Raw genomic sequence first — 13,961 nt, 5'->3', positions numbered from 1 at the left:
CTCACCGTGCACGGGAGGCAAGGACATGGGCGACAAGGCACACACCCATCCCGGAGCCGCCGGAAGGGCAACGGCGGCCGACCACCCCGCGTCCGTACGGAACGTGGTGCTGGTCGGCCACTCCGGATCGGGCAAGACGACATTGGTGGAAGCTCTCGCGCTGACGGCGGGAGCGGTGAACCGGGCGGGCCGCGTCGAGGACGGCGGCTGCGTCTCGGACTACGACGACATGGAGCACCGCCAGCAGCGCTCCGTACAGCTTTCCCTGGTGCCGGTGGAATGGGACGGCATCAAGATCAACCTCCTGGACACTCCCGGGTACGCCGACTTCGTCGGTGAGCTGAGGGCGGGTCTGCGCGCGGCGGACGCGGCCCTCTTCGTCGTCTCGGCCTCCGACGGGGTGGACGGCTCGACCCGCATGGTCTGGGAGGAGTGCGCCGCCGTCGGCATGCCGCGCGCCATCGTGATCACGCACCTGGAGGCCGCCCGCGCGGACTTCGAGGAGATGACCCGGATCTGCGCGGAGGCCTTCGGCGGCGACGACCCCGACGCCGTACTGCCGCTGTACCTCCCGCTGCACGGCCCGCCGGCCCCCGACGGGCACGCGCCCGTGACGGGGCTCGTCGGACTGCTGTCGCGGAAGCTGTTCGACTACGCGTCCGGCGAGCGCGTGGCCTCGGAGCCGGGCGAGGCGGAGCTGCCGCAGCTCGACGAGGCCCGCTCCATGCTCATCGAGGGGATCATCTCGGAGAGCGAGGACGAGACCCTCATGGAGCGCTATCTCGGCGGCGAGCAGGTCGACGTCAAGACGCTGATCGAGGACCTGGAACGGGCCGTCGCGCGCGGGGTGTTCTTCCCGGTGCTGGCCGCCGCGCCCGCAGCCGACGGAGCCCGGCAGGGACTGGGCACGGTCGAACTGCTGGAACTGATCACGCGCGGCTTCCCGACACCCCTGGAGCGCGCGGCACCCAGGGTCACCACTCCGGAGGGCGCCGGACGCGAACTGCGGATGTGCGATCCGGAGGAGTCGCTGGTCGCGGAGGTCGTCAAGACGTCCTCGGACCCGTACGTCGGCCGGATCTCGATGGTCCGCGTCTTCTCCGGCACCCTGCGCGCCGACCAGACGGTGCACGTGTCCGGACACGGGATGACCGACCGGGGCCACGAGGACCACGACGTCGACGAGCGGATCGGCGCCCTGTCGACGCCGTTCGGCAAGCAGCAGCGGCCGGTCTCGCACGTGATCGCGGGCGACCTCGCCTGCGTGGCCAAGCTGACCCGCGCGGAGACCGGGGACACGCTCTCGGCCAAGGAGGACCCGCTGCTGATGGCTCCCTGGGAGATGCCCGACCCGCTGCTGCCGCTCGCCATCGAGGCGCACAGCAAACCCGACGAGGACAAGCTCTCCCAGGGGCTGGCCCGGCTGGTCGCCGAGGACCCGACGATGCGCCTGGAGCACAACCAGGACACCCACCAGGTGGTCCTGTGGTGCCTGGGCGAGGCCCACGCCGACGTGGCCCTGGAGCGGCTGCGCAGCCGCTACGGCGTCCAGGTCGACGTCGTACCCCACCGGGTCTCCCTGCGCGAGACCTTCGGCGGCCGGGCGGCCGGGCGCGGGCGGCACGTGAAGCAGTCCGGCGGGCACGGCCAGTACGCCATCTGCGAGATCGAGGTGGAGCCGCTGCCGGGCGGCTCGGGCATCGAGTTCGTGGACAAGGTGGTCGGCGGCGCGGTGCCCCGGCAGTTCATCCCGTCCGTCGAGAAGGGCGTGCGCACCCAGGCCGCCAAGGGGGTCGCCGCCGGCCACCCGCTGATCGACGTGCGGGTCACGCTGCTCGACGGCAAGGCGCACTCGGTGGACTCCTCCGACGCCGCCTTCCAGACCGCGGGCGCGCTGGCGCTCAGGGAGGCCGCGGCCGAGGCGCGGATCCACCTGCTGGAGCCGGTGGCCGAGGTGAGCGTGCTGGTCGGCGACGACTACGTGGGCGCGGTGATGAGCGACCTGTCCGGGCGGCGCGGCAAGGTGCTGGGCACCGAGCAGACCAGCGGCGGCCGGACCCTGATCAGGGCCGAGGTGCCCGAGATCGAGATCGGCCGCTACGCCGTGGACCTGCGCGCCCTCTCCCACGGCACCGCGCGCCTCGACCGCCGCTACGCCCGGCACGAGCCGATGCCGGCGCAGGTCGCGGACCGGCTGCGCGAGGAGGTGCGGGTCGCGTCCTAGAAGGGTGCGGGGCCGCATCCCGACGGAGCGCGGGGCTCCGGTGCGCGGTCCGGCCGCACCGGGGCCCGCTCTCCGCACCAGCGTCCATTGCTCGCACCGGAGGCTGCCGCCCGCCCCGGCGTACGACGGCGCGCCCGGCGGTCAATCCGGGCGCGCGGGGGCGCCTTTGGCCGTCCCGTGACGCACGGCGGTCCCGGCGGATACGCTGATGACCAGATCAACAGGTGTGCGGGGCAGGGAAGTCGGGAAGGCCGCAGGAACGACAGTGGTGGCGATCGGGGGCGGGAATGACCGTTGACGGCGGTTACGCGGACTTCTTCGGACCGCAGGTGCCGCGCACGGACGACGGCGGCCAGACGGCCACGTTCGCGCTGGCCTCGGCCGCCTACCGGGACAGCGAGGCCGAGGAGATACTCAAGGCCAACAGCGAGTGGCACAAGTCGGCCGTGAGCAAGCCGCGGATCAAGCTCTTCCGGCCCAACCTGGGCGAGGCGTACTCGCGGGCGATCATCGACCGGATGCTCGGTCCCAAGCGGGCCCCGCTCATCCAGTCCTTCGGCACCCAGCCGCAGGTCGTCGTGGAACACAGCCTCGCGGCGCACCGCATACGCAGGGACCGGGACAACTGGCTGAGCGCCGTCATGGTGCTGTGCGGCCTGCTGTTCCTGCCCGGACTGCTGATCTGGCTCCTGGTCTTCCAGATCCGCACCACCGTCGCCCGGCGCGAGGACAAGCGGGCCGGCGCCCTCGCCACCGCCCTGCTGCTCGCGATGGCGGTCCTCGCCGTGCTCTTCCTGCTCAAGATGCCCTTCAGCGGCTTCTGGGCCTGGTACGCGCGCGCCTGCGTCGTGGCCCCGGTGATCGGCTGGTTCTGGGCCAAGCGGATCTGCGAGCGCACGGCACGGGACCTCCGGGAGCGCTGGAGCGGCCTGCTGTCCGGCGCGGGCGTGGGCGCCAAGGTGCCCGAGGCGGTGCCGAGCAGCCCCGGCGAGACGGCGGCCGAGGAACTGCGGCAGTCACTGGCCCGGCTCAGCGCCGAGCAGCAGTCCAACTCCGTCTTCTACGCCGGTCCCAAGGGCATCCTCGGCATGGGCACCCGCTGGGGCAACTGGCAGCTCGCCGAGGAACTGGTCCCCGTCGACCCGGACCGGGAGATCAACCCGTTCCGCAGCTGGGACGTCATCAAGGCCATCCACGACCGGCTGCGGATGCTGGAGCGCGGCCCGCTGCACACCGGCGGCTTCACCAAGCCGACCGTGCGGCACTGGATCGTGACCCCGATCGGTGAGAACGCCGACTCGGTGTCCCGGCCCGAGGGCACCGACGTCGAGGCGTACCAGGTCAAGCAGCACGCCATACAGGAGATCTGCGACAAGCAGCAGTTCGGCGCGGGCGACCGGCACTACCTGGGCGTCCAGTGGACGCTGTGGGACGGCCAGTTGGTCATCTCCATGCTGATCACGGTGACGGTGCTGCACGAGACGCTGCGCATCGAGGTCACCGGACACGCCCTGGGACCGGTGCACTCCCTGTTCACCAGCAAGCCCGCGGCCAAGGAGAAGACGGTCCAGAAGTCCGTCAAGTTCTGGGAGACCCGCACGGTGAAGCTCCCGCTGGTCGACACCGACGAGGTAGTACGGCTGGCCGCGCGGGCACCGCTGACCTGGTATCCCCCGTTGCTGTACTGGCTGGGCGGCAAGCTCACGCTGCCCGAGCCCTTCGGCGTGCGGCACGCCTGGGCGGACCGGCCGTGGCGGCACCGCTTCATGGCCGACGACGCGCTGCGGGCGGCCACGCCGGTGCTGCGGGCGGTGCACTCGGCGGCGATCAAGGTGCTGAAGGAGAACGGCGTGGACACGGAGAAGTTCGGTGCCCGGGCGGGCGGTCTCAGCGGGGCGGTGCAGGAGGCGGTGCCGAAGAAGGCGGACGTCTACGACGCGTAGGCCTCCGGCGGTTGGCGAGGGGCCGGGGCGGGCCTCCCCGGGGGCTGCCGCCCCCAGGCCCCCGCTTCGGCCTGAACGGCCTCGTCCTCAAACGCCGGACGGGCTGGAGGGCCAGGCCTCCGCCAGCATCTTGCGGGTGTCCCCCAGCAGCTGCGGCAGCACCTTCGTGTGACCGATCGCGGGCATGAAGTTCGTGTCGCCGCCCCAGCGGGGCACGACGTGCTGGTGCAGGTGGGCGGCGATGCCCGCGCCCGCCACCGTGCCCTGGTTCATGCCGATGTTGAAGCCGTGGGCGCCGGACGCGGCGCGCAGTGCCGTCATCGCCTGCTTGGTCAGCTCGGCCAGCTCGGCGGTCTCCACGGCGTTCAGCTCGGTGTAGTCGGCGACGTGGCGGTACGGCACGGTCATCAGGTGGCCGCCGTTGTACGGGTAGAGATTGAGCACCGCGTACACGTGCTCGCCGCGCCGGACGATCAGACCGTCCTCGTCGGACTTGGCCGGGATCGAGCAGAAGGGGCAGCCGTCGTCGGCGCCGGGGCCGCTCGGCTTGTTCTCGCCCTGGATGTAGGCCATCCGGTGGGGCGTCCACAGACGCTGGAAAGCGTCCGGCGTCCCCACTCCCAGCTGCTGCTCCGGCTCACTCGTCATGCGTGCAGCATATGGCGTCGGCGCGGGGAAGCCGAAAGAGCCCCCGGGAGCTTCTCCCGGGGGCCGATCACCGCGATCGCGGGAGAATGTCAGACCTGGATCCGGCGCTCCACCACGTCAACGAGCTTCGCCAGTGCCTGGTCGCGCGGAATGCCGTTCTCCTGCGAACCGTCGCGGTAGCGGAACGACACCGTGCCCCCGTGCATGTCCTCGTCGCCGACGATGATCATGAACGGGACCTTCTGCTTCTGCTGCGTGCGGATCTTCTTCTGCATCCGGTCCGAGGAGGAGTCCACGTCGACGCGCAGCCCCTTCCGCCGTGCCTCCGCCGCGAACTCCTCCAGGTACTGCACGTGCGCGTCCCCCACCGGGATACCCACCGCCTGCACCGGGGCGAGCCAGGGCGGCATCGCGCCCGCGTAGTGCTCCAGGAGCACCGCGAAGAACCGCTCGATGGAGCCGAACAGCGCACGGTGGATCATGACCGGACGGGTCTTGGTGCCGTCCGCGGCCGTGTACTCCAGGTCGAAGCGCTCCGGCAGGTTGAAGTCGAGCTGGATGGTCGACATCTGCCAGGTGCGGCCGATGGCGTCGCGCGCCTGCACGGAGATCTTCGGGCCGTAGAACGCGGCGCCACCCGGGTCGGCCACCAGCTCCAGGTTCTGCTTCTCGGCGACCTGGCGCAGCGTCTCGGTGGCCTCTTCCCAGGCCTCGTCGGAGCCGACGAACTTCTCCGGGTCCTTGGTGGACAGCTCCAGGTAGAAGTCGTTCAGGCCGTAGTCGCGCAGCAGGTTCAGGACGAAGGTGAGGGTCTTGTCCAGCTCCTCCGACATCTGCTCGCGGGTGCAGTAGATGTGCGCGTCGTCCTGGGTGAAGCCGCGGGCCCGGGTCAGGCCGTGCACGACGCCCGACTTCTCGTACCGGTACACGGTGCCGAACTCGAAGAGACGCAGGGGAAGTTCACGGTAGGACCGGCCCCGCGCGTCGAAGATCAGGTTGTGCATCGGGCAGTTCATGGGCTTGAGGTAGTAGTCCACGCCCTCGTCGAGCTGCATGGGCGGGTACATGCCGTCGGCGTACCAGTCCAGGTGGCCCGAGGTCTCGAAGAGCTTCCCCTTGGTCGCGTGCGGGGTGTAGACGAACTCGTAGCCCTCCTCCTCGTGGCGGCGCCGCGAGTAGTCCTCCATGACCCGGCGGATGATGCCGCCCTTGGGGTGGAAGACGGCGAGGCCGGAGCCGATCTGCTCCGGGATGGAGAACAGGTCCAGCTCGCTGCCGAGCTTGCGGTGGTCGCGCTTCTCGGCCTCGGCGAGGAACTCCAGGTGCGCCTTCAGCTCGTCCTTGGTCGGCCAGGCGGTGCCGTAGATGCGCTGGAGCATCGGGTTCTTCTCGCTGCCGCGCCAGTAGGCGGCGGCGTTGCGCATCAGCTTGAAGGCCGGGATGTTCCGGGTCGTGGGCAGGTGGGGGCCTCGGCAGAGGTCCTTCCAGCACAGCTCGCCGGACTTCGCGTCGAGGTTGTCGTAGATCGTCAGCTCGCCGGCGCCGACCTCGACGTCCGCGCCGTCGTCGCTGGACGCGGAGCCCTTGAGGCCGATCAGTTCCAGCTTGTACGGCTCGTCGGCCAGCTCCTCGCGGGCGGCCTCGTCGGTGACCACACGGCGGGAGAACCGCTGCCCGCGCTTCTGGATCTCCTGCATCTTCTTCTCGATGGCCTTGAGGTCATCGGGGTGGAAGGGCTTCTCGACGTCGAAGTCGTAGTAGAAGCCGTCCTTGACCGGCGGGCCGATGCCCAGCTTGGCCTCGGGGAACAGCTCCTGCACGGCCTGGGCCATGACGTGCGCGGTGGAGTGGCGCAGGATGTTGAGGCCGTCCTCGGAGGTGATCTCGACGGCCTCGACGGTTTCGCCGTCCCTGACCTCGTAGGCGAGGTCCTTGAGGTCGCCGGAGACACGGGCGGCGATGATCGAGCGCTCGCCGGCGAAGAGCTCGGCGGCCGTAGTGCCCGTCGTCACCACGCGTTCTTCCCGCTCGGAATCCCGCTGGATGATCACACGGACGTCTGACACCGGTCTCTCCTGACTGAAGGTGGGGCCGCGGCGCCATACCGGAGCGCGCGCATGAGGGCGATCGTACCGACCCCGGCACGCCCACCGCGAAATCAGTCCCGGCAGTCCCCTCCGTCGCCGCAGGCCTCCTCGAAGAAGGCCGCGACCTCGACGTGCTCCTGGACGGCCTTCAGCAGCCGGTCCCGCTCCGCGTCGTCGACCTGGACGGGCGTGATCTCGCAGGCGCCGGTGAGCCGGCGGAACCCGCCCCGGCTCTCCAGCCGCCCCAGCATCCGCACCGGCAGTCCGACGAGGTGGGCGTGCCCGGCGATCCGGTAGGCCTCCTCGTCCAGCGCGACGCGCACGTGCGGCACCTCGGCCCCGGCCAGCACCCGCAGCCGTACGGTGCCCGGGCCGCGGGGTCCGGGCCGGCGCATACGGACCACGGTGCCGGTGACGCGCACCGGCACGGAGGGCTCCGCGCGCAGGTAGCGGGCGGCGGCCTCGCGCAGGGCGGGCAGGTCGCCCGGCGAGAACTCGACGGGTTCGGTGAGGGTGCCGCAGCCCTCGGGCACGCCCGCGGCAGGAGCCCAGCCGACGGCTATCCGGGCGCCCTCGGTGCCCCGGACCAGGGCGACCAGGGACTCGGTCAGCTCGTGGCTGACCCCTGCCGCGACGGCCGAGTCGAAGGCCTCCGCGCCACCGGTGGCCCGCCGGTAGTCGACGGCCTCACGGGCGGCGTACAGGGCCTGGTGCAGGCGTACGGCCAGCGGGCGGCCGGTGCCGACCGGCAGGAACGCCGCGAGATGGCGGCCGCCGGGGGCGGGGCCCACCAGGACGTTCTCCAGGGCGGTCTCGGCGGCACGCCGGTGCCGGGCGCCGTAGTAGCCGGCACGCGCGCGCGTGGCGAGCGCCCCGGCGAGCAGCATGCGGCGGGCGGCGGCGCGCAGCTGCTCCTCCGCCGTCCAGGTCGCCGTGGCGCCGGGCCCCGTCGGCATGTCGCGTTCCCAGCGGATCTCGTCGCTGGGGACGGCGAGGGAGAGCAGGATCTCGCGGGCGGCGGGCGTGCCGCTGCGGGACAGGGCGTGCAGCGCCTCGCCGAGCAGGTCGTCGCTGTCGGGGAAGGCGCGGCTGACGGGCACCAGGAGGCTGGTGACCCCCGCGGCCGGGCCCGGTGGGGTCCAGCGGCCGTAGCGGCCGGGGGCACCGCCGCGCCGTCGCCAGCCGTGCCGGTGGAGTAGGGCGGTCAGCACGGCCGGGTCGACGGTGCCGGGTTCGGGCGGGGTGCCGTCGCGGGGCCGGTCGCCGGGGGCGTCGGCCGGGTGCGGCCGTACGGCCCCCGGGGGCTTGACGGGCCGCAGGGGCTCGACGGGCCGCGGGGGGCCGTCGCCGGTCGGGCGGTGCGTCATGGTTTCCCTCCCGTCCCGACCCGCGTCATGATCTCGCACAGCGCCCGGTCGTCGAAGATCCGCGCGGTCGGTATCCGCACGGTGGTGCGCTGCCGGCCCGTGACCGGGTGGCCGGCGAGGTTCGTCCAGTAGCAGCAGTGCCTGAGGTCGAGCCGGTCGTGGCCGGCGCGCAGCCACTGGTCCCGGGACCGGGGGACGATCATCACGACCAGGATCTTGTGCACCGACACCGGGGTGCGGGCGAGCTTCGCCAGGTGGTCGTTGTCGAGGGTGAAGGAGAAGGAGCGGCCGGGGGGTCCGGGGGCGATCTGGTAGGTGGCCTTGAGCTGCACCTTGATGGTGACCTCGTCGTCGACGGTGTGGCCCGGGGCGCTGTGGCTGACGTGCCAGTCGATGCCGTTGTCCGGGAAGGGCTGGGAGAGCGAGCAGCCCGCCGCGGCGGCGACCGCGTGGAGGTATCCGACCTGCAAGGTCTCCATGCAGGCGGTGGTGGCGAGAGAGCCGCGTACGGGCGTGGTGTGCTCCGGCAGCAGCCCGCCCCGTTCGGGCTGCGCAATGGCCATGACCAACAGCCTTCCAGAACTGGTGAATCCCCGCTGCGGGTCTGTGAACTGCAAAGACCCGTACTCCTGTTGTGTCCTTCCGGCGTACGTCGCAAACAGCCCGGGTATCACCGAACCGGGACAAGGGACGGCGCGTCAGCTGCCGTGTTCGAAAGAGGAGTTGAGTGCCCTATGACGAGTTGGTTCGAGGGGCCGTTGGCCGCCTTCGACACGGAGACGACGGGTGTGGACACCGAGACCGACCGGATCGTGTCGGCCGCTCTCGTCGTCCAGGACGCGCCGGGGCTGCGCCCGCGGGTGACCCGGTGGCTGGTGAACCCGGGCGTGCCGGTGCCCGGGTCGGCGACGGCGGTGCACGGGCTGACGGAGGAGTACGTGCAGCGGCACGGGCGGTGGCCGGCGCCGGTGATGTACGAGATGGCGGAGGCGCTGACCGAGCAGGCCCGCGCGGGGCGTCCGCTGGTGGTGATGAACGCGCCGTTCGACCTGACGCTGCTGGACCGGGAGTTGCGCCGGCACCGCGCCTCGTCGCTCGGCCGCTGGCTGGAGCGGACGCCGCTGCACGTGCTGGACCCGCACGTGCTGGACAAGCACCTGGACCGCTACCGCAAGGGCCGCCGTACGCTCACCGACCTGTGCGCGCACTACGGCGTGGAGTTGGAGGGCGCGCACGACGCGGCGGCCGACGCCCAGGCGGCGCTGGAGGTCGTGCGGGCGGTGGGGCGCCGTTTCCAGGCGCGCCTCGAGCGCCTCTCCCCCGCCGAGCTGCACACCCTCCAGGCGGTGTGGCACGCCGGGCAGGCCCGCGGGCTGCAGGCGTGGTTCGCGCTCAACGGCACCGAGGAAGCGGTGGACCCGGCGTGGCCGCTGCGCCCGGACCTGCCGGCGGCGGCGTGAGCCTTCCCCTCCGGCCCGGGACGACGCCGGGACGGGGGCGTGGTGGCGGAGCCCCCACAACGCGCGGCGAAGCCGCGCGGAAACGAAGAGAGCGACGTGGTCCGCGTAGTTTGCGGACACACGTCGCTCTCCCGAGCGTGGGCGATACTGGGTTCGAACCAGTGACCTCTTCGGTGTGAACGAAGCGCTCTCCCACTGAGCTAATCGCCCGGGAACGCACCGAACAATACAGGGCGCCCGGCGATTCCATCAAACCGCTTGCCGGCCGCCTGCCAGGTGCGCCGCGAGACCTCGTCGCCCCGCCCGCATCATGAGGCGGTGGTTGGCCCGGAACAGCGGCCGTCCCGGTACGGCGAGGCGGCGCAGCAGCGGTTTGCGGACTACGACCTCCTGGTCGTAGCGGACGAGGGTGGCGGAGCCGCGCGGGGCGACCGTCCAGCGTGCCCAGCCCTCCATGTCGCCGCTCATCGCGACCTCCAGCACCCCTTCGGCCGGGTCCCGGCGCCGCTCCCGCACGGTCGCGGTGAGGTCGTACGGAAGCAGGGAGCGGAACCGGAGGAGGCCGCTGGTGTCGTCGAGCCGGGTGACCTCGCGGACCTGCGGCCACCAGCGGGGGTAGTCCTCGATGCGTTCCAGTGCCCGGTAGACGTCCGGGGCGGGCGCGGGCAGCGGCCACCGGCTGCGGAAGCGGTAATGGTTCCAGTCCACCCGTGCAGTGTGCCCGCGCCCGCGCCCCGTACGGGCCCGCTACGGCATCCTGTCCCCCAGGAGTGCGAGGTTCTCGATGGCGGCCAGGCCGTAGAGCGCGGTGTCGTTGGTGGACACCCAGCTCGCCTCGCTGCCCGGGACCAGGGCGACGGGGCCGCTCAGCTTCTCCGTGGTCCAGGGCGCCGACTCCTTGTAGCCGTCGGAGTCGTAGAACTTCTGCCAGGCGCGCGTGGCGAGCTTGTCGTCACCGGTGCGTACGGCCGCGTACGCGTCGAGGCGGGAGTGGCCCTGGAAGAGGATGAGGCTGCCGAAGTTGGTGCCGTAGCGCTCGGCCTGTTCGGTCTTGCCCGCGTTGAAGTAGCGGCAGTAGTCGTAGTACGCCTCCTCGAACTTCGGCATGTCGACGAGGTCGATCAGTTCGGCGCACAGTTCGTTCAGGCCGAAGACGGCGGACAGGTGGGAGACCTCGACCTTCGGGGTGTCGGCGACGGCGAACCTCCCGGTGTCCAGGTCGTACAGGCCGCTGCCCTGGACGAAGCCGTTGGGCTGGGCGGCGATGGTCTCCATGGTGGACAGGACGCGGTCCCTGGCCTTCTCCCACTTGGGGCCCTTGCGTTCCCACTCGGTGAGCCAGGCCGAGACCAGGCCGCTCCAGTCGGTGCCGAAGCCGACCGACAGGGCGTTGCGGTCGGGGGTGTAGGGCTCGGTGCGGATCTTGCGGAGCGGGTCGAGGGCGAGGAAGGTCTCGTCGGAGTCGACGTTGGCGTGCATGAGGTCGCCGACGCGTTCGTCGGCGGTGAGGAAGTAGTAGAAGCGCCGGTAGGTGGTGTTGGCGATGCGCTGCTGCTTGGCGCTGTCGGCGTAGTGCTGGACGCCGTGCCGGGTGCCGAGCCCGGCCCATTGGCCCAGGTGGTAGACGTCCACCTCGCCGGTGTGCCGGGTCATGGCCTCGGCGAAGCGGAAGATGTCGGCGCGGCCGGAGCGCAGGTAGGCGTACCAGAGCCAGAGGTCCGGGGAGAGTTCGGAGTTGTCCCAGGCGTAGCCGCCGATGTCGTACCGCCAGGTGTGCCGGGCGGCGTCGTAGGTGTGCATGATGTCGCCGTAGTCCCAGAAGCCGTACCAACGGCGTTGCTCCACCTGGTCCTTGTAGTAGGTGAAGAGGAAGTCGAGGTGGTCCTCGATCCTGGTCCTGGCGGGGGTGGAGCGGTCGGGCTCGGAGTAGAGTCCCGGGCCGAAGACCCCGGCCTTGATGAGCTGCTTGGGCGGGGCGGCCAGTTGGGGCAGTACGCGCACGGCCTCGACCTGTTCGGCGAGCCGCTCGGCGCTCGGGGTGGCGTCGTTGGCCCAGAAGAGGAGTTCCGAGGTGCGGGCGATGCCGTAGGGCGTGCCGAACTCCGGCTCGTAGTCCTCGTAGGTGATGTTGAGGCCTTCGAGCTGCTCGGGGAACGTGTCCTGACCCATGCCGTCGTGGTAGAAGCGCAGGTCCATGGGCTGGGCCTCGGGTGACCAGAGCCAGAGGGTCACCTCCGCCTCGTCGGTCTGGGCGTCGCGGATGTCGAGTTGGGCGGGGTACTTCTCCCAGAAGTCGCGCAGGCCGAAGGAGAGGCCGCCGCTCGCGCCGCCGACGTAGCCGAAGCCGGAGGCTCGACGGCCGCCGCCCGCGCCGATCCAGCCGTGGCCCTTCTTGGTGCGCTTGCGCAGGGTGAAGCCGTCGGCGGACAGCTGGGAGAGGGTGTAGTCGCCCCACTCGGGGATGTACTTCAGGCGGGTGGTGACCCGCTGGTCCCAGGTGGCGGGGTCGGGCAGCTTCTCCCCGGCGAACTGTGCCGCCTGGACGGCGGCCCCCGGGTCGCGGCGCAGACCGGTGACGCCCTTGACGGCCTCGCGGAGCAGTCCGGTGCCCTCGCCGCCGATGCGGATGTGGCGGTCGTAGGAGGCGTCGCGCATGGGGACGGTGAAGCGGACGCCGAGGCCGCGGACGAAGTCGCCGCTCGCCCTGCCGGGGTCCTGCGTCCCGTCGAAGGTGAGGGTGTGCACCATGCGGAAGGAGTCGGCGCCCGCGTAGAAGTAGAGACGGATGGAGAAGGGCAGCCAGCCGCGGCGGCCCTTGCGGTGCTTGCCGTCGATGCGGACGACGGCGCGGACGGGGCCCTCCTGCTCGACCTTCACGTCGTCGATCGCGCCGTCGAAGCGCTCGTACTTGACCGTGCCCTGGTCGCCGTCCTCGATCTCGGGCTGGCGCAGCAGGACGAGGCGGCCGTTCTTCGCGATCTCGGTGGAGCCCCGGGTGACCGACTTGATCAGCGCCGATCCGGACGTGCCGATTCTCGCGGTGATGACACCGGTCGATATGTCGATGGTGCCGCCGTGCCGGGCGACGGCGACCTTCTTGGCGGGAGCGGCCGGGGCGCCGGCGGCGAGGGTGAGCCTGCCGTTGCCCGAGGCGACGGCGTGGGCGGTCCACTTGAGGGAGCCGTCGGGCCAGTGGGCGAGCGGCCAGGTCTGCACGGGTACGGCCTTGCCGTCGGCGTCAGTGACGGCGAACGCCTGGCCCTCCTGGAAGGTGCCCCGGGGCCAGGGGACGCCGACGGTGGAGCCGGGGGCGGCGCCGAGGCCGCCGTCCTCCAGCCAGGTCAGGGTGACGGGACCGTCGTCGGCGACCGGGGCGGTGGCGGGCGCGGCCTGTGCGTTCTTCGTGCCCAGCGCCCAGCTGAACTGGGCGGCGGCGCCGGCGACGGCGGCCGCCTTGAGGAGGGACCTGCGGGGGATGGGGGACATGGCCTTTCCTTTCCGTGCGGGTGTGCAGGGGTGTCAAGGGCATGACAGATCGAGGTGCGGCTCGGAGACACCGGCCTCGGGTACGGAGGGGAGGCCGCCGCGGCACCGGACCGCACCGGGGCGAAGGCGCCGGGTCAGCGGCGCCGGTAGCGCTCCTCCACCGCCACGGCCGCCGCGGCGACGGCGCCCAGGACGGCGACGGCCAGCGGTGCGCTGAACCAGCCGGAGCAGACCACGACGGCCAGCCCGCCGACGAGGAGGAAGGAACCGGCGGGGTCGAGCACGGTGCGCCGGCCCGCCGACGCGAGCAGCGTCCGCCAGGAGGCGCCGGGGTGCCAGGCCGCCGCCGCGCGCAGCCCCGCGACGGCCGCGCCGATCAGGGCGAGGACGCCGAGGGCGCCGACCACCGGACCGCCCGGCAGACCGTCCCGTACGGCCCGTACGTCGATCCACACCACCGCGAGGGCGGCCCAGCCGGCGACCCCGACGAGCCACCCGTGGCGTACCGCCGCCCGGAAGTCGGCGGCGAACTCCCGCCAGCCGCCCCGCTCGTGGGCCAGCCGGCGCCCGAGGTGCCGCGCGCCGGCCGCGAACGCGGCGGGGTAGGTGACCAGCGGAAGTGCCGCCACCGCGATCCACACGCCGGTGAGCAGGCACTCGGCGAACAGGGCGAAGCCCTGGGCGAACCGGGACTCCCCCGGCTCCGGACGGGCCTTGGCACGCGCTTCGGTCATCGGAATCCCACC

10 protein-coding genes and 1 tRNA gene are annotated in these 13,961 nt (G+C 71.9%); 3 read left to right on the top strand and 8 right to left on the bottom strand.

What is annotated here, in order from left to right:
* Positions 1-25 precede the first annotated feature (25 nt).
* Positions 26-2,224 carry an elongation factor G-like protein EF-G2 gene (locus Sru02f_RS11420; RefSeq protein WP_109033911.1) on the top strand — a complete coding sequence of 733 codons (2,199 nt, stop codon included), beginning with the start codon at positions 26-28 and terminating at the stop codon, positions 2,222-2,224.
* Between the two features lie 287 nt (positions 2,225-2,511).
* Positions 2,512-4,167 carry a hypothetical protein gene (locus tag Sru02f_RS11415; RefSeq protein ID WP_109033909.1) on the top strand — a complete coding sequence of 552 codons (1,656 nt, stop codon included), beginning with the start codon at positions 2,512-2,514 and terminating at the stop codon, positions 4,165-4,167.
* Positions 4,168-4,254: 87 nt separating this feature from the next.
* Here Sru02f_RS11415 and Sru02f_RS11410 read toward each other — a convergent pair whose 3' ends face one another.
* The 4 genes from Sru02f_RS11410 to Sru02f_RS11395 form a co-directional block, all read right to left on the bottom strand.
* Entirely contained in the window at positions 4,255-4,815 is a 561-nt protein-coding gene (locus Sru02f_RS11410; RefSeq protein ID WP_109033906.1) for an HIT family protein, read from the bottom strand.
* 89 nt (positions 4,816-4,904) lie between these two features.
* The gene (gene thrS, locus Sru02f_RS11405; RefSeq protein ID WP_109033904.1) at positions 4,905-6,881 is read right to left on the bottom strand and encodes a threonine--tRNA ligase; all 1,977 of its coding nucleotides are present in this window, start codon (positions 6,879-6,881) and stop codon (positions 4,905-4,907) included.
* Positions 6,882-6,973: 92 nt separating this feature from the next.
* Positions 6,974-8,269, bottom strand: a complete 1,296-nt coding sequence (locus tag Sru02f_RS11400; RefSeq protein ID WP_109033902.1) for a hypothetical protein — start codon at positions 8,267-8,269, stop codon at positions 6,974-6,976.
* Positions 8,266-8,832, bottom strand: a complete 567-nt coding sequence (locus Sru02f_RS11395) for a DUF4365 domain-containing protein (RefSeq protein ID WP_109033900.1) — start codon at positions 8,830-8,832, stop codon at positions 8,266-8,268. The genes Sru02f_RS11400 and Sru02f_RS11395 overlap by 4 nt, the downstream gene beginning before the upstream one ends.
* Before the next feature lie 171 nt (positions 8,833-9,003).
* On the opposite strand from Sru02f_RS11395, the gene Sru02f_RS11390 reads away from it, so the two are divergent.
* Positions 9,004-9,729: a 3'-5' exonuclease gene (locus Sru02f_RS11390; protein ID WP_109033898.1), complete on the top strand. Its 726-nt coding sequence runs from the start codon at positions 9,004-9,006 to the stop codon at positions 9,727-9,729.
* Positions 9,730-9,867: 138 nt separating this feature from the next.
* Here the strand turns inward: Sru02f_RS11390 and Sru02f_RS11385 are convergent.
* The 4 genes from Sru02f_RS11385 to Sru02f_RS11370 form a co-directional block, all read right to left on the bottom strand.
* Positions 9,868-9,939: transfer RNA gene (locus Sru02f_RS11385), tRNA-Val, on the bottom strand.
* A gap of 39 nt (positions 9,940-9,978) precedes the next feature.
* The gene (locus tag Sru02f_RS11380; protein WP_109033896.1) at positions 9,979-10,437 is read right to left on the bottom strand and encodes an SRPBCC family protein; all 459 of its coding nucleotides are present in this window, start codon (positions 10,435-10,437) and stop codon (positions 9,979-9,981) included.
* A gap of 39 nt (positions 10,438-10,476) precedes the next feature.
* Positions 10,477-13,215, bottom strand: coding sequence for an exo-rhamnogalacturonan lyase family protein (locus tag Sru02f_RS11375; protein ID WP_109033894.1), 2,739 nt, complete (start codon positions 13,213-13,215; stop codon positions 10,477-10,479).
* Positions 13,216-13,349: 134 nt separating this feature from the next.
* On the bottom strand, positions 13,350-13,949 hold the full coding sequence (locus Sru02f_RS11370; RefSeq protein WP_109033892.1) for a hypothetical protein: 600 nt from the start codon (positions 13,947-13,949) through the stop codon (positions 13,350-13,352).
* Positions 13,950-13,961 lie beyond the last annotated feature (12 nt).

Origin of the sequence: Streptomyces rubrogriseus (genome assembly GCF_027947575.1) — a bacterium.
Taxonomy (GTDB): Bacteria; Actinomycetota; Actinomycetes; order Streptomycetales; family Streptomycetaceae; genus Streptomyces; species Streptomyces rubrogriseus.
The sequence above is the reverse complement of the archived record's forward strand: the minus strand, read 5'-3'. Positions and strand labels throughout refer to the sequence as shown.